Here is a 25515-nt window from a genome sequence, read left to right as displayed (position 1 = left end):
TGGCCGCAGGCATGCCTTGCATCTAATCCGCATAAATCGAGTTTTCCTGAGTCTGTTTTGTTTCCGACAGGGTTTCTACAGTGCATCCCATGCCAGACCGGGTGGCCTGGCAAGACTTTGCATGGATGAACTGACCATGAGCACAGCGACAATCGGACAGGCCTATAACTACAAGGTCGTCCGCCAATTCATCGTGGCAACCATTGTTTGGGGCGTCGTGGGGATGGCGATGGGGGTGTTTATCGCCTCGCAACTGGTGTGGCCCGAAATGAACCTCGACCTGCCGTGGACCACCTTCGGCCGCTTGCGTCCGCTGCACACCAGCCTGGTGATTTTCGGCTTTGCCGGCAGCGCACAATTCGCCGCCAGTTACTACGCGGTACAGCGTACCTGCCAGGTGCGGCTGTACTCGGACAAGCTCGCTGCCTTCACCTTCTGGGGCTGGCAATCAGTGATTGTGGTGATGCTGATCACCTTGCCGCTGGGCTACACCACCACCAAGGAATATGCCGAGATCGAGTTCTCCGGCGCGGTGTGGATGACCGTGGTCTGGGTCGCCTACGCTGTCGTGTTCTTCACCACCGTGGTGCAGCGCAAGACCAAGCACATCTACGTCGGCAACTGGTTTTTCGGCGCGTTCATCGTGGTGATTGCCATGCTGCACGTGGTCAATCACCTATCGATTCCGGTGGGCTGGTTCAAGTCGTATCCGGTGTATTCCGGGGCCACCGACGCCATGGTCCAGTGGTGGTACGGGCACAACGCAGTGGGTTTCTTCCTGACCACCGGGTTCCTGGGAATGATGTACTACTTCGTGCCGAAACAGGTCGGACGGCCGGTGTACTCGTATCGGTTGTCGATCGTGCATTTCTGGGCGCTGATCACCCTGTATATCTGGGCTGGCCCGCACCACTTGCACTACACCGCGCTGCCGGACTGGGCGCAGTCTCTCGGTATGGCCATGTCGCTGATCCTGCTGGCGCCGAGCTGGGGCGGGATGATCAACGGGATGATGACCCTGTCGGGCGCCTGGCATAAGTTGCGCACCGACCCGATCCTGCGTTTCCTGGTGCTGTCACTGGCCTTCTACGGCATGTCGACGTTCGAGGGCCCGATGATGGCGATCAAGACCGTGAACGCCCTCTCCCACTACACCGACTGGACCATCGGCCACGTTCACGCGGGTGCTTTGGGTTGGGTCGCGATGATCACCTTCGGCGCGATTTACCACATGGTGCCGAAAGTCTTCGGCCGCGAGCAGATGTTCAGCACGCCGCTGATCAACCTGCACTTCTGGCTGGCGACCATCGGCACCGTGTTGTACATCGCGTCGATGTGGGTCAACGGCATCACCCAAGGCCTGATGTGGCGCGCGATCAACGACGACGGCACGCTGACTTATTCCTTCGTCGAGGCCTTGCAGGCCAGCCATCCGGGGTTTGTGGTGCGGTTTGCCGGCGGGGTGTTCTTCCTCAGCGGCATGCTGCTGATGGCTTACAACTGCTGGCGCACGGTGCGGGTGGCGGACGTGGTGATGGCCGAGCGTGAAGCGCAGATTGCTTGAGGCAAGGAGCTTGAGATGATCGAGACGATGTTGAATCTGTTTGGGGTTGTCGGGTTCTGGCTGGCGATTGAGTATTGCCTGAAACACCAGACGCCCGAGAGCCTGGAGGATGCGAGTCTGATGCCGTTTGCCGATGACCCGGAGGTGGCGCGAAGGGTGGAGTTGGCGACGGGCAAGACTGTGAAGGCGGTGGCGCCGGAGGAAGCTAAACCTGGTTGGGGCAACCTCGAAATTTGATGCAACGCCGATCAATGTGGGAGCGGGCTTGCTCGCGATAGCGGTCTAGCAGTCAACGAAGATGTTGAAGCTGATGACCTCTTCGCGAGCAAGCCCGCTCCCACAGGGTTATGTGCCAGCCAGGATTCAGCCGCGTTCGCGGGGTATCAGGCTCTGCAACTGCAACGCCAGGAAGTTCGCATCAAAGCTGAACGTATCCGGGTCTTTCAGGCCATTGGTCTTGCGCCACTGCCAGCTCGCGGATGGCGGCAGGCACACCAGCGAAATGCTGCCGTAACGCGCGGCCGTCAGGCCCATCACCGCCAGTGAAATCTGACCACCCACGCCCATCACATCTGGCACAAACTCCACCGGTTTGCCGGCAATCACAACCGTCAGCTTCTCGGTCTTGAAGGTCGAAGTCTCGACCGGCACGCTCGGCCCCGAGGCGACGTACACCTCACGGCTCACTTCCAGCAGATTCGGTGCCTGGACCGGTTCCAGCCAGTGCTGGATCTGATCGAACAGCTCACCAATGCGCGTCGCCCACACGGCCGATTGCGACTCAAACAATTGCTTCTTGTGCGCTTCGCTTTCTGCGTAGTGGCGAAGCATCTCGCCCAGTTGCTGTACGTCGTCCATTGCGGTGTTCCTATGTTGAAGCAGTGCTGCGGACTTTGAGCATGGCAGATGCGCGCCACCGACGTACGACTAAAAGCGTGAGCGGTACTGGCTGGGGGTCATGGCCAAGTGTTTGCGAAAGGCGCTGCCCATGTGCGACTGATGGGCGAAGCCTGCGTCCTGGGCGATGCTGGCCAGGGGCAGATTCGTCTGTTCGATCAGCCGGCGCGCGGCCTGCAGCCTGACTTCAATCAGATACGCATGGGGCGTGAGGCCGATGGCACGGGTGAAGTCGCGCAGGAACCGCAGCTCATTGTGTCCATAAGTAACGGCCAGCTGTTCCAGGCTCAGGGGTTGGTGGAACTGCTCGGCAATCTGATCCAGCACCCGGGCGAACGCCTGGGCCGTGGTCCGCTGCGCGGTTTCGGCTGGCACACCCGCCAGAGCGACGAACGCCAGCACACCTTGTTCCAGGGCCAGCCGGTCAGGTTGCGGGGCCAGCAGCAAACGCCGCAACTCTCTCGCCAGCGCTAACGCCCGGCCATTCCCGGCGGACTGCACGCGATGGTTTACCAAAGGCACGTGTTGATGGGCGAACTGTTCGTCCATCCGCAGTACCAGGTATTCACCGCCGCTGGCCGATTCGGAAAACACTTCGACGCCGACCGGTGTGTGCGCCAGTACGCCGGGCAGTGTGTCGAAGTCCACCCGATGGTCCGAATCGATGGCATGCACACCTTGCTGGCGCTCCAGCGTCACGCCAAGCGTGTGCCACTGCGCCGGATCCCGCGCGCTGTAAGCAGCGCGCGGCAGCAGTTGCAGGCAAACTTTATCGCTCAGCAGGCTTTGGCTCAGCATGTGAAATTTCCTGATAGATCGACGCTCGAATCCACGGGAGACTCTCTAACAAAGGGTAGCCAACAACAGGAGCACGACATGCGCACCATCGGCCTGATCGGCGGCATGAGCTGGGAGTCCAGCGCCGAATACTATCGCCTTATCAACCAGCAGGTCCGTGACCAACTCGGACCGTTGCGTTCGGCACAATTGCTAATGTACAGCGTCGACTTCGGGCCTGTCGAACAAGCCCAGCATGCCGGGCGCTGGGACGATGCGGCGGCGATTCTGGTGGATGCCGCGCGCAGATTGGAGGCTGGCGGTGCCGAATGCGTGGTGCTGTGTACCAACACCATGCACAAGGTGGCCGGGCAGATTCAGGACGCGATCGGCATTCCGTTCCTGCACATCGCCGACCCGACCGGCCAAGCGGCAGTCGAGGCCGGAGCGCTCAAGGTTGGCTTGCTGGGCACCGCGTTCACCATGGAGCAGGATTTCCTCAAGGATCGTCTGGCAGCCATGGGGCTGACGGTGCTGGTACCTGAGGTGGAAGAGCGCCAAGCCGTGCACCGGATCATTTACGACGAGTTGTGCGTCGGGGTGATCAGCGAGGCGTCGCGCAAGGTTTACCAGCAAGTCATTGAGTCGCTGACGGCGCGCGGCGCCCAGGCAATCATCCTTGGCTGCACGGAAATCACCTTGCTGATCAAACCCGAGCACAGCGCCCTGCCCCTGTTCGACACCACCGAACTGCATGCGCAGGCGGCGGTGGCGTTCGCCTTGGGCGACTGACTCAACCGACCTTGGGCGTGGAACGCAGACGCGCCATGCTCAAGGCATCCACCAGCACGCCGTCACGCACGGCGTAGTCGCGAAACAGGCCTTCGTCTTCAAAACCGAATTTGCGGTACAGCGCGATGGCCGCTTCGTTATCGGCGTACACCGAAAGCTCGACCCGGCGCAGGTTCATCCAGTTGTCAGCGATCTCCAGCGCCGTCGCCAACAGTTTGGAGCCAACGCCCTTGCCCTGCCATTCCCCGGCGACGCCCATACCGAGGTTGCCGGCGTGGCTGCGGCGGATCCGCGAGAACTGCTCCAGACCAATGTTGCCGATGATCGTCCCTTGATGCAGCGCCACCAATTGCACCACCCGCTCGTTATCCGGTGCCAGGCGTTTGCGCCAAACCTCGGTGGACTGAAACGGCATTTGCAGCACCTGACGGGTAATGGCCGGGTCGTTGTAGAGCGCGGTAACGCCGTCGATGTGGGATTCGCTGAAGCGCTGGATGGTGATGATGGGGTCGGTGGCGGGCATAGTGATTCTTCCTTGAGTGGCCGCTTACTCTAAACCGCCAAAGACCTCTGTGGCGAGGGGGCTTGCCCCCGTTGGGTTGCGAAGCGACCCCAGCATTCCTTCAGGCATATCTCGCATACAGGTCATGCGACGGCTGCGCCGCCGAACGGGGTGGTGCGGCATTCCGACAAGCCCCCTCGCCACAGGGTTTGCATTCCATGGGTGTGACGGTGCTCAGGCGTAGACCGGCCAGGTATCGACGATTTTGCCGCCGCGTACAGCGAGCAAATCACCAAACTGCAACAACACCGACTCAGTCTGGGTCGGACGCAGGAACACTTGATCTTCCACCACCAATCCCACTGCGCTGGAGCCGTTGACCATTTCCTGGTTGGAGCTGCGGCCATACACGCCGTTGCTCTGCAATCCCTGGGGTGATTCGAACTCGGCCATCCAGTTGCCGCCACAAATGAAGAATGTCTCGCGCTGATTGGCGTCCCACCACGAGAACAGTTTCGACTTGTCGTCCAGCGCCGGAATGTTCACCGCGCCGGTGCTTTTCAACACCGGCGTGGCGATGTACGCCGCCGGCACATGGTCCACCAACGATGGCAAATCATAGTGCGTCGGTTTGAGCATCGCCGTGCCCACCGAGACTTCGCTGCTCAGGCTTTCCTGTTCGTGCATGCGATAACTCGGACTGCCGGCGGTATTGAGCGTCAGACCTTCACGCCACAAGCCCGGATACTGCTGACGAGTGAAATCGACACAGCGGTTGTAGATCACCATAACTTTGGCGAACAGTTCCTCGGGCGAACCAAGAATCCCCGGCACGCCCATGCCCACGAACGGGTCGTAGCCCATGAACCCGCCGAACTCCAGGTGTTGCGGGTGAGCGCTGATCAGCGCCAGCATCTGCCCGAGCACGCCCAGGTCGCTGACACCGCCGCGATGCAAGCCGACGTCCAGCTCGATGTTTACGCGCAGTCGCGTGCCCAGACCTTGCGCAAGCGCCAGGTATTGCCGGAGTCGCTCGGGGGTATCGAGCAACCACTGCAACTGCTTCGCCGGGTCGAATGGCCCTTTGTGGGTTTCGTAAAACAACTGCGCCGAACGCACCGGCAGCGGTTTGCCGAGCAGGATGTCGGCGTCGGGAAATTGCACGGCGTCGTGGTTGAGAAATGGCTGGTGAAATGACATCAAACGCTTCGTGCCGGCACGCTGGGCGATGTACGTCAGCAACCCTGGCGCCGGCAGGGATTTCTCCACCAGCCGCAAGTGTTTGCCGGCGCGCTGGACCGATTGCATCACCACGTCGATGTTGTGATCGAGGCGGTCCAGATCGATCAACATCACCGGACGCATCGGGCCGTGGTCCTTGAGTTCTCGATTCAACGCACGGAAATATTCGCTGTACGGTCCGCCCCTGTCCCCCGGTCGCAGCCATGCGCCAACGCCAATCAGCAAGGCGCCCACGCCTACACTGCCGAGCAGAAAATTGCGTCGATTCACGGCCATCAGCTCACCCCCAGAATCGACATCAGATGCGCGTTGAGAAACTTGCCGCTGGGGTCCAGCGCCTGGCGGACCTCGATGAATTCTCGCCAGCGTGGGTAGAGCGGCTGCAGGTTCTTCGCGTTGAGCGTGTGCAATTTCCCCCAATGCGGCCTGCCGTTGTACTTCCAGAAGATCGGTTCGACGGCGGCGAAGAAGTTGTGATGGTCCATCTGGTAATGCTGGTGAACCGAGATCGAGCAGCTGTCGCGGCCTTCGAACATGCTCAGGGGAATGTCGTCGGCTTTGACGTAGCGGTATTCGATGGGAAACCAGGTACGCAGGTCTTTGTCCTGAATCAGCTTGAGGATTTCCCGCAGGCAGGCCGGGCCGTATTCGGCCGACACCGAGTATTCCATCTCGTTGAAACGCACGGTGCGCACGTTGGCGTAGATGTCGAACGAGTCGCCCACACGGTCATCGAAACTGGCGAGGTGGCGCAGGTTATTGAGCATGGTGCGGCGCAGGTCGGGGAAGTCGCTGCCGTACTTGTCGATCTTCTCGATCAGGGTCACGAACTCGTTGCCGCCCTCCTCATCTGCCGGGATCGGCGGCGTGGCCGGGTCGGTGGTTTCATTCAGGGCGATCGACAAGGCGTAGTCGGAATGGGTCACCACGAGCATTTCCCAGTGTTGGTTTTCCTGAGTGTTTTTGTCGATGTCTTCCAGCAGTTCTTCGGTTTTGGCGATCCACTGGCGTTCTCTCAGACGATAGGCCGGGCGATTTTGCAGGCGTATTTTGCTCGCCACGCCCAAAGCCCCGAGGGAAACCCGGGCAGCGCTGAACACTTCGGGGTGATGGGTGCTGTCACAGTCGAGCACTTCGCCGCTGGCGGTGACCAGTTGCAGGCCAGAGACGTGGGCCGAGTAGGATTGAAACGTCTTGCCGGTACCGTGGGTCGAGGTGGAAATCGCACCGGCGAGGGTCTGGTAGTCGATGTCGGCCATGTTCTGCAGCGCCTGACCGATGTCCTTGAGCGGCGTGCCCATGCGTGACATCGGCGTACCGCCGGCGAACTCGGCCTGCAACGTGCTGGGATCGTGGTCGAGCAGGCCGGTAAAGTAGCTCATGGACAACAGCGTGCCGTCGGTCGGCACCAGCGCGCTGAAGGAATGCGCCGAGCCGACCGGGCGGATCTTGCCGGGGGCCTGGCGAATCACTTGGGTCAGTTCATCGAGGTTTTTCGGCGCCAACCGCGCCGCCGGCAGGCAACTCTGGCCGCCGGACCAGTTGCGCCAGGGAATCAATCGTGGCGCGCGCAGCAGTTCGGCCAGCGCCGGGCTGGAACCGAGCGCAGTGAAGGCACCGATGATGCTCGCCCGTTGCAATAACTGACGTCGTGTCAGGTCCATTGTCATGAAGTGCACCTGCCGTTCTTATTGTTGGATGGACTGACCGGACATAAATGAAATCAGCGCCAGGAATTCTTCCTCGGAACACTGCATGCACATCCCCATCGGCGGCATGCCGTTGTAGCCGTTGATCGCGTGATCGAGCAGCGTGTCGGCGCCTTGCAGCACCCGCGGCTCCCAGGCTTTTTTGTCGCCGGTCATCGGCGCCCCGGCGGCGGGATTGGCGTGGCAGAGCTTGCAACTGTTGGCGTAGACCTGCGCCAGTGCGGTGTCGGTGGGTGCGGCGCTGCCGGCTTCGCTGCGGGTGGCCTGAGTTTTGGGTTCATCACCGCAAGCGCTAAGTAGCACAGCGGCGACCAGTAACGCCGCGTACCTGATTGTCGGCATAGCAGTCCTCTCGTTGAGTGCGCCAGCCAGCCGGTGCACATTTCTTATTCTGATCAAGGAGAGGCAACACTAAGCCAGGCACGTGGCGGGGTTGAGGGCATTGCCGGACATTAAGGGGGCTTCTGAGGCCAGCAAATCTCCTGTGAGAGCGGGCTTGCTCGCGAAGACGGTGTGTCAGGCAACTACAAGACTGAATGGCCCGCCGTCTTCGCGAGCAAGCCCGCTCCCACAATGGGCCGGCGTCGAACAAGCCACTCGCGGCAACATCAGCGACTATCTTGAATAAGCAACTTTCACCTGAGATGAGTCATGACAAGCGAGGTCGAGGTCTGCTAAAACGATTCATCAGTGCATCAGAATCCACACGGGGTAGCGACATGACCACAGCACACATCCTTGGCAATCTGTTTCCCGACAGCAGCGACATCCCGGAAAAATACCGCCTCGACGGCCAGACCGAGCAACGTGAATACCTGGTCGATGGCGAGTTACGAACCTGGAGCGGCCCCCTCGCCCAAGTCCGCAGCCCGGTGTATCTGACCGGCGAGAATGGCGATGAACAAGTGATCCTTGGCAGCACGCCGCTGCTGGATGCTGAAACCGCATTGACCGCTCTCGACGCCGCCGTCCGCGCCTACGACCGTGGCCAGGGCCTGTGGCCGACCATGCGCGTGGCCGAGCGCATTCAACACGTCGAATCCTTCCTGGGGCGTATGCGCCAGCAGCGTGACGCGGTGGTGAAGTTGCTGATGTGGGAAATCGGCAAGAACCTCAAGGACTCGGAAAAAGAATTCGACCGCACCTGCGATTACATCGTCGACACCATCAACGCCCTCAAGGAACTCGACCGCCGCTCCAGCCGTTTCGAGCTGGAACAGGACACACTTGGCCAGATCCGCCGCGTACCACTGGGCGTGGCGCTGTGCATGGGACCTTACAACTACCCGCTGAACGAAACCTTCACCACGCTGATTCCGGCGCTGATCATGGGCAACACCGTGGTGTTCAAACCGGCCAAGCTCGGCGTGTTGTTGATTCGCCCGCTGCTGGAAGCCTTCCGCGACAGCTTCCCGACCGGCGTGATCAATGTGATCTACGGCAGCGGCCGCGAAACCGTCAGCGCGCTGATGGCCAGCGGCAAGATCGATATCTTCGCGTTTATCGGCACCAACAAAGCTGCCAGCGACCTGAAAAAGCTTCACCCGAAACCACACCGCTTGCGCGCCGCGCTGGGCCTGGACGCGAAAAACCCCGGCATCGTGCTGCCCGAGGTGGACCTGGACAACGCCGTCAGCGAAGTGCTCACCGGTTCGCTGTCGTTCAATGGCCAGCGCTGCACCGCGTTGAAAATCCTCTTCGTCCATGAAGATGTGGTCGAGTCGTTCATCGAGAAATTCAACGCCAAACTCGCCACCCTCAAACCCGGCATGCCGTGGGACACCGGCGTGGCGCTGACGCCGCTGCCGGAAGCGAGCAAGGTCGAATACCTGCATTCGCTGGTGGCAGACGCGGTCAGTAAAGGCGCCACTGTGGTCAATCCCAACGGTGGAGAGGCCCGCGCGTCGTTCTTCTACCCGGCGGTGCTGTACCCGGTGAACCCGCAGATGCGCGTCTATCAGGAAGAGCAGTTCGGCCCTGTGGTGCCGATCGTGCCGTACCGGCATCTGGATACGGTGATCGATTACGTCCTTGAATCGGATTTCGGCCAGCAGCTGAGTATCTTCGGCACCAACCCGGTGGCGGTTGGCCGATTGGTCGACACCTTCGCCAATCAGGTCGGGCGCATCAACATTAACGCCCAGTGCCAGCGCGGCCCGGACACCTTCCCGTTCAACGGCCGCAAGAACTCCGCCGAAGGCACACTGTCGGTACATGATGCGTTGCGGGTGTTTTCGATCCGGACACTGGTGGCGACCAAGTTCCAGGACAGCAACAAAGCGCTCATTAGCGAGATCATTCGCGGGCGCGATTCGAGCTTCCTGACGACTGATTACATTTTCTGAGGAAACCTGACCTGAAAGCCTATCGCCTGCCACCCCTGATGCGCCGATTGCTGCGTCCGTTACTCGACCCTTATCGGCGCTATCGAAACGCCCGAGTCATCCACGCGGTACGGGTTTCTCTGGGGTTGCTGGCGACGATCCTGCTGACCACCGGCATCCACCTGCCCCACGGCGAGTGGGCGTCGGTGACTATGCTGGTGGTGATCGGCGGCTTGCAGCACCACGGCAACATTGGCAAAAAAGCCGCCGAGCGGGCAATAGGCACCTTGATCGGTGCAGGGGTCGGCTTGCTGCTGGTGGCACAACAGGCCTGGCTCGGGATGCCATGGCTGACTTATTTCGCGATGTCGGTGGTGTGCGGGTTCTTCTCGTATCACGCCATCGGCAAGGGTGGTTACACGGCGCTGCTGTCGGCGATCACCGTGTTTATCGTCGCCGGGCATGGCGACAACCCGGTCACTGACGGGTTGTGGCGCGGGGTCGATATCCTCATCGGCATCGCCCTGGCCCTGGCGTTTTCCTTTGCCCTGCCGCTGTACGCGGTGTTCTCCTGGCGCTACAACCTGGCCGATGCCTTGCGCGACTGCGCAACCATTTACGGGCGCATCATCAACGGCCAACCGGTTAGCGCTGACGAACACCTCAAAATCATGGGTCGCCTCAGCGCGGTGATGGTGCAACTGCGCTCGCTGATGCCATCGGTGTCCAAGGAGGTGCGGATATCCATGACGGAGTTGGACGCCATCCAACGCAATCTGCGTATGTGCATCAGCACGCTGGAGATCCTCGGTAACACCCGACCGGATGCCAGTGACCCGGTCGCCATGGCTCACCTGCAAACGGCGTTGAAGGCCGAGCACCGGCAGATCCGGGTGCAACTGATCGGGATGGCCCGGGCCTTGAAGTCCGGGGCGTCCCAGCGGCTCAATCGGCCGGTGGAGCTACCGGACGCCAGCCTCGATGCGCCGGTTTACAGTCCGCTGGATGGCTACCGCTTGTTGACCCGGCAACTGGCCGCCAACATCGGCGAAATGCGCCAGCGCCTGTCCAAGACTGCCCCGCGCTGGAACATCTGACTGTTACTGCGTGGCCACTCGACGCAGCTTCAAACCCCAGCCCTGCTGCATACCGGCGGCGGCCAGCAGGATAGCGGCGACGCCGAGCCATTGCAGCGGTTCCAGACGATGGCCGAAGGCAAACCAGTCGACGAAAATCGCCGCAATCGGGTAGATAAACGACAACGCACCGGTCAACGCCGTCGGCAGTTTTTGAATCGCGCCGTAAAGCAGCACGTACATCACGCCGGTGTGCACGATGCCCAGGGTCACCAGGCTGGCCCATGCACTTGGCGCTTGAGGCAACGCCGAAAAGTGCGCAAAGGGTGCGAGCAACAGTACGCCGGTGCAGACCTGGATCAACGCGATCAGGTGCGGCGGTGTGCCCGTCAGGCGCTTGATAATCAATGCAGCAATCGCGTATAGGAACGCCGCGCCTAGCGCCAAGCCGATCCCCACCAAGTAATCACTGCCACCCGCGCCCTGCTCACCGTGGGCGCTGACAATCGCCAGCATCCCCAGGAACGATATGCCCAGCCAGAACAGCTTCTGCAGGGTGATTTTCTCCCCAAGAAACAGCGCAGCCAAACCCACCAGCATGAACGGTTGAACGTTATAAACCGCCGTGCCAATGGCAATCGATGCGCGGGAGTAAGACGCAAACAGCAACAGCCAGTTACCGACAATCGCCACACCGCTGAGCACCGTCAGCAGGAATGTGCTGCGGGTCAGAATGCCCGACCGCAGGAAGCCAAACGCCGCGCAGATCAGCAATAAGGTGCCGGCACCGAACACACAGCGCCAGAACACCACATCCAGTACCGGTTGCCCGGACACCAGCACAAACCAGCCGATAGTCCCGGAAATGAGCATGGCAGCAGTCATTTCAAATGAGCCGCGGCGTAGTGTTTTGTCCATCATCAGACTCCTGTGTTTGAGCCCGAATTATGTCAATCCAACGGTGGTCTTCTCCAGCGCATAAATCAGGCTAAACTCGGCTTCTGCCTTTTTTATCAAGGCCGTTTCATTCAATTGCCTAACAGGGGCTTCGCCATGACCGACGACATTGATCAAGTGCTGATCAGCGCATTGATGGAGGATTCACGACGTTCGCTCAAGGCGCTGGCGCAGATCAGTGGCCTCTCCTCACCCAGCGTCGCCGAACGCCTGCGTCGTCTCGAAGAACGTGGCGTGCTCAAGGGCTATACGGTCGAGATCGATCCAAAATGCTTTGGCTACCAGTTGCAGGCGATCGTGCGAATCCGCCCGCTGCCGGGGCAATTACAGGAAGTCGAGCGGCAAATCCAGGCGATTGCGGAGTTCACCGAGTGCGACAAGGTCACTGGGGAAGACTGCTTCATCGCGCGCCTGCACGTGCGCTCGATGGAACAACTGGACACTCTGCTCGACCGCCTTAACACCCATGCTGAAACCAACACCGCCATCGTCAAGAAAACCCCGGTCAAACGCCGGTTGCCACCGATGGCGTGAATGGCGTTCTGTCAGGATCAGCGTAGATTTATTGGTTTGCGGCTAAGGATTGGCGGTATGAAGATTCAGGCAATGATGTTGGCGGCGCTGATGCTCGCGGGCTGCGGTACTGTGCAGACGGTGGTGCGCAGTGACGAAGCGGCGGTAAAAAGCCTCAAGGAGAAACGTAGCTACTGCGGCGCGGTGCCACGCATCTACAGCGGCGTGACCTATGATTTTTGCACCCTGCATGCGCCACTGGAGGCGGGCGTCGATCCGGAGAAGTACAACAACGGCACGATATTTGTGCTGATTGACGTGGTCATTTCAGGTGCCCTCGACACCATGCTGTTGCCCTATACCATCTATCGCCAGCAGGCCGATGGCAGCATTGTCGTGGCGGAGTAAGGAGCAAGCGAATGCTGTCCCACGTTTTTATCGGCATCACCGACTTTGATCGCGCAATGGCGTTCTACCAACCGATCATGGCTGCACTCAATCTGCAGACCAAATTCTGCGATTCGACCAAACCCTGGGCTGGATGGATGAGCAAGGACGCACCCCGTCCGTTGTTTGTCATCGGCACTCCGTTCGACGAACACCCGGCCACACCGGGGAACGGGCAGATGATCGCCCTGCTTGCTCCTAATCGAGAAAGCGTTAGCCGCTGCCATGCGCTGGCCTTGGCCAATGGTGGATCCTGCGAGGGGCCGCCGGGCCTTCGTCCGCATTACCACCCTGACTACTACGGCGCCTACATGCGCGATCCCGACGGCAACAAGCTCTGCGTCTGTTGCCACGAGCCAGGTTGAAATCAACGACCAGCACCGAATCGCAGACAATAAAAAACCCGCCTAAGCGGGTTTTTTACTCAAGACTTGCGATTAATCATCGCGGCTCATGATGCCGAAGATCTGCAACAAACTGATGAACAGGTTGTAGATCGATACATACAGGCTGATGGTCGCCATGATGTAGTTACGCTCGCCGCCCTGAATGATGGCGCTGGTCTGGAACAGAATGCAGACCGAGGAGAACAGCACGAAACCTGCGCTGATCGCCAGTTGCAGACCGCTGATCTTGAAGAACATGCCCGCCAGCGTCGCACCCAGCAACACGAAGAACCCGGCGGTGATGAAACCACCCAGGAAGCTCATGTCCTTGCGGGTGATCAGCACGTAGGCCGACAGACCACCGAACACCAGTGCAGTCATCGCGAACGCGGAACTCACGACTTCAGCCCCGCCCTGCATACCCAGGTAACGGTTGAGAATCGGGCCGAGCAAGAAACCCATGAAACCGGTCAAGGCAAAAGCCGACACCAGGCCCCAGGCCGAGTCACGGAGTTTGTTGGTAAGGAAGAAAAGGCCATAGAAGCCGATCAGCACCACGAAAACGTTCGGGTAACCGACACGCATCTGCTGAGCAACGAACGCCATCACACCGCTGAATGCGAGGGTGAGAGCGAGCAAGCCGTATGTGTTGCGCAGGACGCGGCTAACCTCTAGCTGCTCAGCCTGCACGCTGTTATTAACTGCGTAATCCTGTTCGCGCATAGCGACACTCCTGTTGGTTTGAAACGTTCAGTCGCAAAGATCATAACAGACGCTCTGTAACAAGCCATGCAGAGAGTTTGACAGTGTGTTTCATTCAGGTATTATGGCGCCCGCAACACAAACGGAGGTGTGGCCGAGTGGTTTAAGGCAACGGTCTTGAAAACCGTCGACTGTAACAGGTCCATGAGTTCGAATCCCATCGCCTCCGCCATCTTGAATACGTTAGAGCCCTGATTAGTCAGGGCTTTTTCGTTTCTGGGGTTTGGGAATCGGCGCTGATTTTTGGAGGCGTTACAAAACTATTTGGTAACCGTTACAAAACTAGCCGCTTTTCTTCCTCCTCCGGCGTCCTGCCGACCGCTTCAATTTCCCATATGTGTCACGACATTTCCGCTGCTACGCTGTCCTCAAAACTGAGGACTCGCAATGCCCCATTCAGACTTACTCCCTTCCCTGCTGTACAAGATCAATGAAAACCAACTCGCCCTTGAGGCCGCCATCATGGAGCTTCCCAACTGGGTCGAGGCACGTGGCGCAGCCGATGTCGCCGACAACGTCCGCGGCGCCCTGGACACCATCGACAAGAACGAGGAGTTCATTAAGCTGACGCTGGCAGTGCTGATGGCGCCGGATTAAAGCAATCTGAAAAACGGAAAGCTACCGATGTAATCGTGGCAGCGGCTGCCGAAACTATTGGCACAACGTCAATAGCGGATAGTATCTACTCTCCACAGTCAAAATGGGCGCCCAACCCGAGAGTTTGTGGCTGAGAGCACCTCAGAACAAATAAGTCATCGCAAGTTAAAAACTTATCCAGACTGCTCATATCTCCATCTACAAATAGCTCAGATCAGAGACGGAAAAATAGAAATTAAGTCATGTTAATTTTAAAGAAGCGCCGGTGTATTTAAAAGCTGGGGAGACAGAAGAGTTATTAAATAAGCGAAAAACACTAAATATTTCACATTCCTTTCACTGAATGGCTACATGCCTGGTATTAGTTTTCGGAGGTGTGGCTGGGCGTCGATTCACATTCTTTGCGTCTTCAATCTTCGCATTCCGAACAGACTTGTATAAAAGTGCAATCAGTGCAAAATCCAAGTTTAATTATTTTTATTTAAATAAACACTCAGGATGGTGTGACGTTGTACGCCACAAGAAAATTGTGTCAGGTGCAAAAGTGCGCTTGCGTGATCAAAGGCTTTTTCTGGTGATCACATAAGAAACTCCGTCGATGGAACGAAGGATCAAAACGTTCGATTACTGAGATTTTAATTATGAACTCTTCTTCTGCTTCCGCGACGAACTATAGCATTATCCTCGTTAACTATAGGTCCCTTCAACTCACCCAGACCTGCCTAAACCTATTGTACGAAGGATTGCGGGAAATTGGGGTTCCCGTTTACGTGGTGGACAATGACTCAAACGATACGAGCAGCGAATACCTACGCACCTTGAACTGGGTCAACTTGATCGAGCGAAAATCATGGGGGCCCGAAGCTGGGAGCGTGGCGCATGGTCGAGCACTGGATATGGCGCTAGACAAGATTGAAACCGAATATGTATTTTTGCTGCATACCGATACATTTATTTATGACCCCGCTATTTTCCCCATGATGATTGACTCTTGCGCCGGCGCACACAAAGTTGCAGCGGTTGGATGCGTTGAGCAGTTGAATCGAGGCTGGACCAGATCTACCTGGCGCCTGGTTTCGCGATTTATCAAGCACTACTCTCGACGAGGCTTACGGGTGTTAGGGATGCAAGCAAAAGATCCTAAACCCTATAGAGAGACGTATTTAAAGAGCTTTTGTGCTTTGAGGAACGTACGATTAATTAAAAAACACGGACTTCACTTTCTAATGGATGATCGAAATCCCGGTTATGAACTGCAAGACAGAATGGTTGCGCTAGGCTATACGATCAACTTTATTTCTCCGCGAAAAATATTTAGTTATCTTGACCATCTTCAAAGCGGAACGGTCTCTGCGATGGGAGGCTATGCTGACACTCATCGAAGGGCCAAAATATATAATCAAGTAGTCGGCGAATACAAAGACAGAGGTGGCCGAAAAAGTTGAGTTACAGCCACTTGCCATCACATTTACAGCTCCTTGCTCACGGGGTTTAGCCCTAGGAGCTAAATTTTTATCTAAGATGGGCGTCGCAGTATAAAAGTGCATGGTTTATCTTCCGTATCCAAATCAATTGTTGTGGGCCCTCTAGCACCAGTCCTGAACTTTCCAGGTGCCCGCCGCACTGCCGGCCGTCAGCGCCACGTTCAGCACCAACAGCCCGACCAGCTTCTGCACCGGGCTCATGCCAGCGCCCGCCGCACGCCTTCAGTCAGAACCGTTTCGGGGTAGGCATACCCGGCGTTCTCGTGGTGAATGATCGCTTTCACGAAGCCCTGCATCACCGCCGGAATAGACAGATCGATCTGGGCACCAGGCTTGGTGCCAGTGTTCGCCTCGACGGCACGCACATAAGCGTCGGTGTCGTTCTCTGCCGAGGGTGCCCACCGGCTGATAATCGCCTTCACCGTCTTCAGCCCGCGCTTACGCTGGTACGTCATGCCCAGGGCTCGGATACCGTTCTCGGGTACGTCGAATCTGGCAAATCGCTTCTCGATAGCGGGGTCTGGCTTGAGCTACCCCTGCCACTGATTGGCTGGGTTGTAGTAAATGTTTCCGGGGTTGCGGTTGCGGCCCCGTGTGTCTTGTCGATGATTACACTTTTCTCCATGCGGAAATAGCGCTATCGACGGAGAGGCTTTCGTTAATAGCTCGCCATTATTGCCCAACTACTTTATTTATGTTTATAAGCGTATTCCCAATATTAACTCCTTGCACGTCGAGACTTCCGCCGGACGCCTGCAACACTTCCACGCTAAGAGTATTCCCTATGGACATACACCGAGTCATATCAAGAGATACAACATTGTCCGCCACGGCAGAGGTACTAGCAGAAGCGACAACAAGGCTTCCAATTTTAAACCGAACACCGCGCAGACCAGCAACGTTCCCACTAAAACTAATCGTAGCAGACACGTTGAATAGCGCGGTTTCTGGAATCGAAATGTCATGAGTCGACAATGATGGAGCCAATAGAAAGAAATTGGGTACGGCGTCAAGTAATAGTTTGGTCCAGACCGCAGTAGGCACTGCTTGATTAGCACTCTTGGAAACGGTCGCATAATATTTGTTATGCGTTTGGGCAAATACAGGACGCTCTACTGGGTCTGCGTAGAACGCGCCAGCATCAAAGAAGTTGCCGGCACTTGCGACAGTGTCAGAGAATGAGATGTTCTTGGTTGCCGCATTCGGCACATAGCCACCGAATGACTTAAAGGCCGATCCATGCACATTAAGAACCTGCGTGCCCACTGACCCGGGCGGCCCGAAAACGCACAGAATGTTGTTTATGTTCGAGCCTGTCAGATTTCGATGGAAGTCCGAGCTGATTTTGTGGAGTGCGCCAAGCACGGCACCGCTGTCGACATTCTGTGTCTTAAGGATAACATCGGCTATGCCGTTGTTAGCCTCGAAATACACATTATTAAAGTTGGCCCCCACCCCTCCTTCGTACCCGCAGTCTTCCAGTTGAACCCCAAATCCGGCCGAACCAATAACATGCCCGTTATACTCGCAAGATCCGCCATACCAGTTAATAGCTGATCCACCTACGATATACATCCCATACGTGCCGTTATTGCTGATACTGCACGAAACAAACGTATAGTTGTTTGGTGCGGTGCTAAGCGCTCTGGCAGGTATTGCTCGTTGCGCATATATGCCCTTGTTGTTGAAGCGAAGATTGACCGTGCTGAAATATGGATGATCTACGTCCTGTAGATACATTCCGTAATCAAACCCTTGAATGTTTAGTCGCTCAAACTTTGGCCACGCTCCAAGATTCACCACGATACCGACGGTCGCACCTGCAGATCCAACCTTGAATATCGACATGTCAGAAACTATCTGACAAGAAGTCGAGTTCTCGACTCCAACAGCGTGGCTATTCAGGATCTCGAAGCAGTTGCCCGACCCGGTGTACAGCAGCTGCGTACCGTTTTCGTCCGCCCCCACGTAGGAAACCCGTCCAACGGCTGCGTTAGTCGACCGATCGTTCTTGATGGCGGTGGACAGTTGAAACTGACCAAGGCCAATGCGTAGCTTCCCGCCCGTAGATACCGATTGCAGGTAGTTGGTTGCCGCTTGGAAACTCGCACTGTTATCTGAGGCGTTATCGCCAATTGCGCCGAACTGCTCGGCATATAGTTCGCCCTGCAAGACCAAAACAAAGCAGCCATTGCCGCCTGGACTGGTTTCGCCAGTTGCCTTGAGGAATGCCGCAAGGGTGTTCTGTTCACCACTCCAAGGAACACTAGGGCTGATAACCGTTCCGCCGTTGTGTTGAGTTTTCGGGACGCTTTCCATCCAAATAAAACGCCCACCTCCGTTGGTGCTGCGGGGCGCACCAAGAGCGAACACGCCCGGGCGATACGCCGAGGTCTGAACCGCCCACGCTGGATCGCGTTTGGCTGTCTGCAAATCCATAATGGAGGCGACGTGAACGGTCGAATGGGCTACCAGGGTGGCGCCTTTGATCGAATCAGTAGAAGCCAGCTCTTGGCGCAGGGCGGCATCACCAATAGCAAAGAACTTGGCCGAGTCCGCCGGCCAAGTGGTGGTGGTGAACGGCAGGCTTGCACCCTTCGCTCGGTAAAGTTCGCCACCGAAGCGGACGGTCTGCGTCGGGCGAGTGATGCCAAGACCTGCTACATAATCGACTGGCGCCTCGTAGCCACTGGACTCCAGAAACTCGCAGAACTCGACGACTCGCTCTGCCTGATCGGCGGCGAACCCAGTATCTCGATCGCTCTTGTCGGTGGTGTATTCGTTTGCCCTGGCAAGCTGCGCAGCGTCGAAGGCTTCCTGCTTGGCGTTTTGTGTGGAGATGAAGGTGTTAGCGCTTGAAACCTGAGCCGCCACGAACTCGGCATTCATTCCCGCGACGGATTAGCGGAATGTACCGAATCGGTCGGGGTAGAACGCGGCGGGACCGTTGGCGAACCAGTCCAAATTGACCGCGTTGTCATTCAGGTCGAGAACGTCGCTCGATCCCAGCGCGTTGCCGGTGTTGTAAGTCATTGGTATTCCTCGAGTACAAAAATCCCGCTCAGTTGTGAGCGCTTCGACCTGAATCGCTCTTGCCACCGGGACCGGCCGACCTCCCGAACACCACTGGCTAACAGTTGGAGTTCGAACATCAAGACGGCTGGCCAGCGCTGTTTGGCCGCCCAAAATCCCGGTTGCCTTTCGAACCGCTTCTGCTGGTGTCATGGGGTTCTCCGGCTTGTTATGCGCCAAATATAAGTCATTAACTAATTACCGACAAGCCATTGCCTACTTGGCTAACGAATAGGCTTAATTAGGCAATGCTTACAGGTCCTGAATTAGGCGCAGCCATCGAGCAAGCTCGGGTCGCCAAACGCGTTACAAAGAAGAAGCTCGCCGAAGATTTCGGCGTGGCGGGTCCGTCCGTCCAAGGCTGGGTGAAGACGGGCCGAATCGATAAGTCGAAGCTCATGGAGCTGATCGAGTATTTCTCGGACGTTGTGAAGCCTTCTCACTGGGGCTTAAGCGATCGGATGGGCAATATTCTTTCGGCATCAGAAGCCGAGAAAGGCTTTGATCGAACTATCCGAGCTGATGTCCATCTCTCGGATATCCAGCCTTGGGACGACAACACCCCTCTCGACGATGACGAGGTCTACGTCCCTTTCCTGCGCGAAGTGGAACTGGCCGCCGGCTCCGGCCGATTCGTGATTGAGGAAAGCGACAGCGCCAGGCTGCGCTTCTTCAAGAAAGACCTTCGTCACAACAACGTTCAGTTCAGCAACGCGAAGTGCGTGCTCGTCAGCGGCAACAGCATGCTGCCCGTACTGCGCGATGGCGCGACCGTAGGTATCAACGTCGGCAAGAGCTCCCTGGGCGACATCGTCGACGGCGACATGTATGCGATCACCCACCACGGCCAACTCCGCGTGAAGCAACTCTACAGACTGCCGAGCGGCATCCGTCTGCGCAGCTTCAACCGCGATGAGCACCCGGACGAGGATTACACCTTTGCCGAGATCCAGGATCAGCAGATCGCAATCTTGGGCCACGTTTTCTGGTGGGGCATGTTTGCGCGCTAAAATTGAACGACAAAGCAATGCCCTGCAGAAGGGTTACTGAATGCCGAAGAAACAGCCGGAAAGCAAAATAGCAACGACCGCTGCTGACATTGAGCGCTCTATCCAGGCCCTTAACAAAATGGCTGAACGCCTTTGGGGTGATGGCCGGGAATCTGAGGCGAAAGCCCTACTTGATGCCTTGGATGCATTAAATCGTGCGCTTGATCGGGTCAGGATTGGGGAGAGCCGAAGAGTCCTCCATTAAAATCTACGACTCAGCTCGCGACGGGCTTTTTCGTTCTGCCCGCCCTCCTCGTCAATGGTGGGCGTGCGCCACGAATGGTAGAGTTCGCACTTAATTTTGGGGGGATGCCATGAAATTGAAATGCTTACGATCGCTTGCCCCTATATTCTGCACCGTAGCGCCGGCGAACTCGTCGAGAGCCAAGCCCGCGACGAGCTGGTTCAACAGTTCAACGAAAGCTATAACGCCAAGACTGGAAAAGGCTGGGGCTTCTTCCATGCCGAATCCGGCGCGCCCCGCTTCAGCGGCTGGCTCAGCAAATACCTTGCTGGCACCGAAGACTTTACGGAGTTCAGCGGCACCGCCATCGAGCATCTGCAAAAGCTCATGGAAGAATCCAGCCTGACGGTGGGCGGCAACATCTTCTTTTGCCACCACCTGCAAGGAATGACCGACTATCCATTGATAAAACCGGCCCTGTTGCCCATCGGACACCAGGAGTTTGATGGAGCTTTTGGCACTCATCTTGTTCAGGTCTTTGGCGATCCCTGACAGCGCCTGAGCGCCCATTACCCAAGGGATGGTCAACCAGGCCGCAGGAACCGTTAGCATCAGCAGCGCCGCGACCTGGATGCTCAGCCCAATGTTCATGGTCCGGTTATTACCAGGCACCGCCACCGGGCTACTACCAGCCACAACCGGTTCCGATGCGTTAGGCTTTTGTTGGTAATTGCTGCGTTCTTAATGACGCAGGTCCCACCTCAACGCGGGACTTTTTGTGTTAAAGCCGTTCCCTGTACAGCTCCAGGACCTGCGCAAGGCCCGCTCCTCTATCAGGTCATCGGCTTGCGCAGTAGGATATCGACCGCAAACACAGCAAGTACAGTTCCGGAAACCCAGCGCTGGGTGCGCATGGCAGTGGGGCGCTTGGTCAGGTAGCTGCTGACCCGGGAGGCGGCCAGGACGATGATACCGTTCACGGTGACGGCAATGACGATCTGTACCAGCCCCAGCTGAATGAACTGCTGTAGGGTCGATCCCGCGGAAGGATCGATGAACTGGGGAATCAGCGCGGAATACATAAGCGCAATCTTCGGATTCAGCAGGTTTGTCACCAGCCCCATGGTGAACAGCCGCTTCGGCGAGTGAGGCGGCAGTTCGCGCGCCTTCGAAGGGGAGGCGCCCCTGGGCTTGAGCATGTTCCAGGCCAGGTAGCCCAGATAGAATGCGCCCGCGATCTTGACGACGTCGTAGGCCACCGGCACGGCCTTGAACAAGGCCGCCAGCCCCAGTCCCGAAGCCACCAGGTAGCACACGAAGCCCAGGGCCACGCCGGCCAAGGAAATCATCCCCGCCAGTCGCCCTTGGGAAATCACCCGCGAGGTCAGGTAGATCATGTTCGGTCCAGGTGTCAGCACCATGCCCAGGGCAATGATGGCCACACCGGCCAGGTTTTCCGGCGAAACCATCAGCGTGCTCCTTCGTGTACAGAAAAATGGGTGGCCGGCAGCTGTTCGCGCCCGCCACGACGGGCCAAGGTGCGGCCGTACGCCTCGTCAATGCCAGCGTTGGCATCCGTTACAACTGCTGTTCTCACGATTGAACACTCCATAGTTCGGATAACTGTTCGAAGACCTTCCCCACATCGTGTACCAGCGCGGGACCATCGAAGCTGCGCAGGCGCAAGCGGGTCCTGGAGCCCTCATAGACACCACTGGCGGAGTGCTCAAGGTCCTGTGGTTGGGCCCAGTACAGGGTTCCCAGCCCATCGTGCGGCGAACTGCCGCGCCGGGCGATCACCCAGGCCCCACGTTCACGACGCAAGGGTCTGCCCTCATTGCTGCGGCTGCGTGCAAGGTCCCTGTAGCGGGTGGACGCCCCTGTCTGGAGTTCCCAGGCAATCCCCAGCAGGTCGATATCCCTCACCTCCCGCCAGAGGAACGGAATTTCAGCACCGCCGACACGGGCACCAATCTCAAGGAACAGCAACTCGTCACCCCGGTCGAACAGTTCGAGGTGGAAGACGATTTCCCGCTCCGGCGCGAAGGCCGCCAGCAACTGCTCGACGCGCCGCGCAATCCGCTGCTCGTCCTCGCCCTCCTCCAGCTCGATACTGCCCAGCGGGCTGTCCGGACCGAAATCGGCACAACTGTTCACATAGCGCGACGCGGTGACCACCACGATCCGCTGCCCATCCCACCAACCGTCTACGTGCAGGATCGGGGCGGCGCAGTAGACCTGGACCATCATGGGCTCCACGGCCTGTTGCAACGGATCAAGATCCCCAGGACCGCGAAGGATCTTCACGCCACGACTCGCCGTACCATAGCGTGGTTTGAGCACCAGCGGATAGCCATGCTCGGTCGCCAGTTGCTCCACGGCTTCACGGGAATCGGCGTTCACCGCCGGCAGCACGCTGATCGACGTCTGCCGACCCGCGATGTCCAGCATGGTGAGCTTGTCGCGAAACCGCTCGGTCCAGGCAACCCGGTCTCCCGGCACCTTCCATCGCTCGCGAATCGACGCGGCATTGAGCAGGTCGCCCTCATTGAGGGCGACCACCAGCGCCGGTACACCGTGCTGCGCGACCAGGCGTTCGACCTCGGCCATGACCGCCCCGGTATCGTCCAGCGAGGCCAGCGTCGAACTCGACGCCAGGCGCTCACTCGGCAGCGATGCGATGGATTCGGGCGTGCAGATCGCCCGAATCATCATCCCCGCAGGCAACTCGTATCGGTCGTAGAGGGCTTGGGAGCCGACCCAACGATGCAAGCAGAGCAGGTAGCTCATGCCTTGGGCTCCACGATGAAATGAACGGCCTCCACCGAGTTCGTCGCCGATCCGGACCGCGTCCTCACGCGAGACGCCTGTTGCCAGGACATACCCCGAGACGCAGTCGGCAACGGTATCGAGAGGTGGAATCTGGTCGCCCTCGTGCTTCTGGATGACCACGGCACGCTCGGCCTGGCCCAGCTCGAACAGGAACGGCAGGAACACCAGTGGCGTCTCGCCCTGCTTGGTGTGACGCACGTCGACGTCAGGCTTGAGGTCGAGCTCGACCTTCATCACTTTGCCAGGTGTCGGCACGAAGAACTGGATCGCCGCACCGGCCTTCGGCTCTGGCGACACTTCCGGCAGGGTGTCGATACCCAGGGGCACGGTCAGGAACATCCGGTTCAGGTCGAGGCCGAACGCGCGTCTCACCAATTCCGGGGCACCCGAACCGGCCAGGCGGGCGTGGGACTCCAGTACCCGAGGGCCTTTTGGCGTCAGCACGAACTCGCTGTGGGAAGGGCCTTCCTCCAGCTCCACGGCGTCGAGCAGGCGGCAGGTCATTTCCTTCAGCTCTTTCAGCCATTTCTTGGCATCGGTGCTTGGCGTGCTGACCTCCCACTCGACGTACTTGTCGTTCATGCGGTACTGGGAGTAGCCGATCGGCAGGTGGCGGCGCTTGAAGGAGAAGGAGTCCACGCTGACGACCGGCCCCTCCAGGTATTCCTCGATGATGATGTGCTTGACGTCGGCGTCCTGCAGCGCTTGCCAGGCCTTGGTGGCGGAGGCTTCGTCATCGCAGGGATGGATATGCAGACTGGCGACGCCTTCGGCCGGCTTGAGCACCGACTTGCCATGCTCCTTGACGAACGCGATGGCGATCTGCGCGCTGGTGACATGGCGATAGGCAACCGGGCTCAGGTCATGCTTGGCCAGCAGTTCGCGCATAGCCACCTTGTCCTTGAGCAGGCGCGCGGTCTTGTAGGAAACTCCGGTGAGGCCGAAATGATCGACCACCTTGCCCGTCGACTCGCCCGCCACTTCGGTGGTGGTGATGATGCGATCGAACGGACGTTCGCGATGCAGGGGTTCGAGCACCTTGATGATCGCCTCAGCGTCGTCGATCCTGGCATGCACCACCTGTTCGCAATGAGCGTGGATCTCCTGCTCGTAGTCACCCTCCTGGTGCACCAGCACTACGTCGATGCCCAGTTCCTTGGCTCCGTGAATGGGCGCGGGGCGGCCACCGATTACTGCGATACGTTTGTTCATGCGTGAGTTCCCTATTTATCGTGATGGATTTTGAAGAAAAGGTTCAACTGCAGTACACCCTGCGCAGCCAGCGCGCCTTGCTGTTGGGCATAGGTTGGAACGCCTTGCGTCGATGCAGCACGCGGGCGTTCTTGAAAATGAAGAAGTCACCCGGTTGCATCACCACTTCGATACCCTGGGCATCGCGCAGGCATTGGCACAGGAGCCCGAGGGCCTCTTTGCTGTCCGGGTCGAGCGCCGCCACGATGCCGTCGTCGAAGCGCAGGCGATAACCGCTATCGCCCTGCTCCAGGATCGGCAGCACCTTCTGCTGGCCATCGAAGCCCTCGTTGGAAGCAGGAGCCCCGAAGGTGTAGGCAGGCTTCTGCAACTGGGCCGTTGCCCAGGCGGGCAGCTGTGAGAGGATATGATCCACACAGACGATGTCGGTGGAGGCACCTTCGAAATTGCGCACGGCGGCAAAGGCCAGGAAGTTCGGCACGGATGTCGTGACATCCCGGCCCTGGTCGTCGAAGGGCCAGTTGGGATTGTCGGTGTGCCAGAAAAACTCCACGTCCGCGCCCCAGGAACTCGTGGTGCCCGCAGCCTCCGGCACCGGCACCACGTTCCTGACCAGCTTGCCGAGGTTTTCGTACTCGACCGCATGCGGCCTGACACCCAGCAGCTGCAGCATGCCGAACTGCAGCAGGTCGAAGTCCAGGATGCACTGGGCATTGGGCAGGAAGCCATTGCACGGCGTCGCGACATCCGTGGAGAGCGAGATACCCCGCACCAGCAGTGCCTTGAACGGGCTGGCGGGGAACGCACGGATCGCCTCGACGTTGTCGCTGCCCAACACGGTGCTCAGCCAGTCCCCGCCGATTTCTCCCACGCTGTCGGCGCGGTGCGGCATTTCGGCCAACTTCGCGCGACAGCCCTCCAGCCCGCTCAGGTCGGGCGAATCGATGATCATGACCTGGACCATCGAAGCCTGCTGAACATCTATGGCCATGAGGCTCATGATTTGCGGTTCAAGTATGAGCTGACCTTGGGATCCGGCCGGTGGGCGAACGCGCGGGTTCGACGGATAAACATCCCCAGCGGCAGGATCAGGTAGAGCAGAACGTAATCCATGGTGCACCTTCCCTAGTGAATGAA

General features: G+C 58.4%; 26 protein-coding genes, 1 tRNA gene and 2 pseudogenes. 14 read left to right on the top strand and 15 right to left on the bottom strand.

Annotated elements, in window-relative coordinates:
- Positions 1-136 precede the first annotated feature (136 nt).
- Positions 137-1564, top strand: coding sequence for a cytochrome-c oxidase, cbb3-type subunit I (gene ccoN / locus RHM58_RS23265; protein ID WP_201204125.1), 1428 nt, complete (start codon positions 137-139; stop codon positions 1562-1564).
- 15 nt (positions 1565-1579) lie between these two features.
- A complete protein-coding gene (locus RHM58_RS23260) occupies positions 1580-1801 on the top strand; it encodes a cbb3-type cytochrome c oxidase subunit 3 (RefSeq protein WP_201204127.1) in 222 nt (73 codons plus the stop codon).
- 126 nt (positions 1802-1927) lie between these two features.
- Here the strand turns inward: RHM58_RS23260 and RHM58_RS23255 are convergent, their stop codons facing one another.
- Positions 1928-2422 carry a hypothetical protein gene (locus RHM58_RS23255; protein WP_322268310.1) on the bottom strand — a complete coding sequence of 165 codons (495 nt, stop codon included), beginning with the start codon at positions 2420-2422 and terminating at the stop codon, positions 1928-1930.
- Positions 2423-2491: 69 nt separating this feature from the next.
- Positions 2492-3259, bottom strand: coding sequence for an AraC family transcriptional regulator (locus RHM58_RS23250; protein ID WP_201257265.1), 768 nt, complete (start codon positions 3257-3259; stop codon positions 2492-2494).
- A gap of 78 nt (positions 3260-3337) precedes the next feature.
- On the opposite strand from RHM58_RS23250, the gene RHM58_RS23245 reads away from it, so the two are divergent.
- Positions 3338-4030 (top strand): aspartate/glutamate racemase family protein, encoded by a 693-nt coding sequence (locus RHM58_RS23245; protein WP_201257264.1) that lies wholly within the window; start codon positions 3338-3340, stop codon positions 4028-4030.
- Between the two features lies 1 nt (position 4031).
- Here RHM58_RS23245 and RHM58_RS23240 read toward each other — a convergent pair whose 3' ends face one another.
- The 4 genes from RHM58_RS23240 to RHM58_RS23225 all read right to left on the bottom strand — a co-directional run bounded on the left by RHM58_RS23240 (position 4032) and on the right by RHM58_RS23225 (position 7825).
- Positions 4032-4553, bottom strand: coding sequence for a GNAT family N-acetyltransferase (locus RHM58_RS23240; protein ID WP_201257263.1), 522 nt, complete (start codon positions 4551-4553; stop codon positions 4032-4034).
- A 213-nt stretch (positions 4554-4766) separates the two neighbouring features.
- On the bottom strand, positions 4767-5975 hold the full coding sequence (locus tag RHM58_RS23235) for a DSD1 family PLP-dependent enzyme (RefSeq protein ID WP_322270888.1): 1209 nt from the start codon (positions 5973-5975) through the stop codon (positions 4767-4769).
- A 74-nt stretch (positions 5976-6049) separates the two neighbouring features.
- Complete coding sequence (locus RHM58_RS23230; RefSeq protein WP_416195268.1) at positions 6050-7444, bottom strand: D-arabinono-1,4-lactone oxidase; 1395 nt, start codon at positions 7442-7444, stop codon at positions 6050-6052.
- 18 nt (positions 7445-7462) lie between these two features.
- On the bottom strand, positions 7463-7825 hold the full coding sequence (locus RHM58_RS23225) for a c-type cytochrome (protein ID WP_201257262.1): 363 nt from the start codon (positions 7823-7825) through the stop codon (positions 7463-7465).
- 377 nt (positions 7826-8202) lie between these two features.
- Between RHM58_RS23225 and RHM58_RS23220 the strand changes: the two genes are divergently transcribed.
- The gene (locus RHM58_RS23220) at positions 8203-9828 is read left to right on the top strand and encodes an NADP-dependent glyceraldehyde-3-phosphate dehydrogenase (RefSeq protein ID WP_322268309.1); all 1626 of its coding nucleotides are present in this window, start codon (positions 8203-8205) and stop codon (positions 9826-9828) included.
- 38 nt (positions 9829-9866) lie between these two features.
- Positions 9867-10904 (top strand): FUSC family protein, encoded by a 1038-nt coding sequence (locus tag RHM58_RS23215; protein ID WP_201204148.1) that lies wholly within the window; start codon positions 9867-9869, stop codon positions 10902-10904.
- 3 nt (positions 10905-10907) lie between these two features.
- Here RHM58_RS23215 and RHM58_RS23210 read toward each other — a convergent pair whose 3' ends face one another.
- Complete coding sequence (locus RHM58_RS23210) at positions 10908-11801, bottom strand: DMT family transporter (RefSeq protein ID WP_322268308.1); 894 nt, start codon at positions 11799-11801, stop codon at positions 10908-10910.
- Between the two features lie 135 nt (positions 11802-11936).
- Here RHM58_RS23210 and RHM58_RS23205 point away from each other — a divergent pair, with 135 nt between their 5' ends.
- Genes RHM58_RS23205 through RHM58_RS23195 form a run of 3 tightly spaced genes read left to right on the top strand, consistent with a single transcriptional unit; the run spans position 11937 to position 13165 of the window.
- On the top strand, positions 11937-12374 hold the full coding sequence (locus RHM58_RS23205; protein ID WP_201257260.1) for an Lrp/AsnC family transcriptional regulator: 438 nt from the start codon (positions 11937-11939) through the stop codon (positions 12372-12374).
- 57 nt (positions 12375-12431) lie between these two features.
- Positions 12432-12761, top strand: a complete 330-nt coding sequence (locus tag RHM58_RS23200; protein WP_201257259.1) for a YceK/YidQ family lipoprotein — start codon at positions 12432-12434, stop codon at positions 12759-12761.
- Positions 12762-12772: 11 nt separating this feature from the next.
- On the top strand, positions 12773-13165 hold the full coding sequence (locus tag RHM58_RS23195; RefSeq protein ID WP_201257258.1) for a VOC family protein: 393 nt from the start codon (positions 12773-12775) through the stop codon (positions 13163-13165).
- A 72-nt stretch (positions 13166-13237) separates the two neighbouring features.
- On the opposite strand, the gene RHM58_RS23190 is transcribed toward RHM58_RS23195, so the two are convergent.
- Positions 13238-13909 carry a Bax inhibitor-1/YccA family protein gene (locus tag RHM58_RS23190; protein ID WP_201204159.1) on the bottom strand — a complete coding sequence of 224 codons (672 nt, stop codon included), beginning with the start codon at positions 13907-13909 and terminating at the stop codon, positions 13238-13240.
- Positions 13910-14032: 123 nt separating this feature from the next.
- Between RHM58_RS23190 and RHM58_RS23185 the strand changes: the two genes are divergently transcribed.
- From RHM58_RS23185 to RHM58_RS23175, 3 genes are all read left to right on the top strand, one after another.
- A tRNA-Ser gene (locus RHM58_RS23185) sits at positions 14033-14120 on the top strand.
- A 215-nt stretch (positions 14121-14335) separates the two neighbouring features.
- Entirely contained in the window at positions 14336-14545 is a 210-nt protein-coding gene (locus tag RHM58_RS23180) for a hypothetical protein (RefSeq protein ID WP_201257257.1), read from the top strand.
- Between the two features lie 641 nt (positions 14546-15186).
- Complete coding sequence (locus tag RHM58_RS23175; RefSeq protein ID WP_322268307.1) at positions 15187-15990, top strand: glycosyltransferase family 2 protein; 804 nt, start codon at positions 15187-15189, stop codon at positions 15988-15990.
- Positions 15991-16226: 236 nt separating this feature from the next.
- Here the strand turns inward: RHM58_RS23175 and RHM58_RS23170 are convergent.
- From RHM58_RS23170 to RHM58_RS23160, 3 genes and pseudogenes are all read right to left on the bottom strand, one after another.
- Positions 16227-16670 (bottom strand): annotated as a pseudogene (locus tag RHM58_RS23170) (structural protein).
- A gap of 31 nt (positions 16671-16701) precedes the next feature.
- On the bottom strand, positions 16702-18918 hold the full coding sequence (locus tag RHM58_RS23165; protein ID WP_322268306.1) for a hypothetical protein: 2217 nt from the start codon (positions 18916-18918) through the stop codon (positions 16702-16704).
- 12 nt (positions 18919-18930) lie between these two features.
- Complete coding sequence (locus RHM58_RS23160) at positions 18931-19254, bottom strand: transcriptional regulator (protein WP_322268305.1); 324 nt, start codon at positions 19252-19254, stop codon at positions 18931-18933.
- A gap of 95 nt (positions 19255-19349) precedes the next feature.
- On the opposite strand from RHM58_RS23160, the gene RHM58_RS23155 reads away from it, so the two are divergent.
- From RHM58_RS23155 to RHM58_RS23145, 3 genes are all read left to right on the top strand, one after another.
- Positions 19350-20111 carry a S24 family peptidase gene (locus RHM58_RS23155; protein WP_201257253.1) on the top strand — a complete coding sequence of 254 codons (762 nt, stop codon included), beginning with the start codon at positions 19350-19352 and terminating at the stop codon, positions 20109-20111.
- Positions 20112-20151: 40 nt separating this feature from the next.
- Positions 20152-20355: a hypothetical protein gene (locus RHM58_RS23150; RefSeq protein WP_322268304.1), complete on the top strand. Its 204-nt coding sequence runs from the start codon at positions 20152-20154 to the stop codon at positions 20353-20355.
- A gap of 120 nt (positions 20356-20475) precedes the next feature.
- A complete protein-coding gene (locus RHM58_RS23145) occupies positions 20476-20886 on the top strand; it encodes a nucleoid-associated protein (RefSeq protein WP_416195267.1) in 411 nt (136 codons plus the stop codon).
- Here the strand turns inward: RHM58_RS23145 and RHM58_RS23140 are convergent.
- The 4 genes and pseudogenes from RHM58_RS23140 to RHM58_RS23125 all read right to left on the bottom strand — a co-directional run.
- Positions 20791-21000 (bottom strand): annotated as a pseudogene (locus RHM58_RS23140) (MFS transporter); the annotation flags it as partial. The gene RHM58_RS23145 and the pseudogene RHM58_RS23140 sit on opposite strands and share 96 nt — an antisense overlap.
- 167 nt (positions 21001-21167) lie before the next feature.
- On the bottom strand, positions 21168-21803 hold the full coding sequence (locus RHM58_RS23135) for a LysE family translocator (protein ID WP_322268303.1): 636 nt from the start codon (positions 21801-21803) through the stop codon (positions 21168-21170).
- Positions 21804-21927: 124 nt separating this feature from the next.
- The gene (locus RHM58_RS23130; RefSeq protein WP_322268302.1) at positions 21928-24378 is read right to left on the bottom strand and encodes an ATP-grasp domain-containing protein; all 2451 of its coding nucleotides are present in this window, start codon (positions 24376-24378) and stop codon (positions 21928-21930) included.
- A gap of 43 nt (positions 24379-24421) precedes the next feature.
- On the bottom strand, positions 24422-25378 hold the full coding sequence (locus RHM58_RS23125; RefSeq protein WP_201257248.1) for a TauD/TfdA family dioxygenase: 957 nt from the start codon (positions 25376-25378) through the stop codon (positions 24422-24424).
- Positions 25379-25515: the final 137 nt, after the last annotated feature.

Source organism: Pseudomonas sp. 10S4 (assembly GCF_034344865.1).
GTDB lineage: Bacteria > Pseudomonadota > Gammaproteobacteria > Pseudomonadales > Pseudomonadaceae > Aquipseudomonas.
The sequence above is the reverse complement of the archived record's forward strand: the minus strand, read 5'-3'. Positions and strand labels throughout refer to the sequence as shown.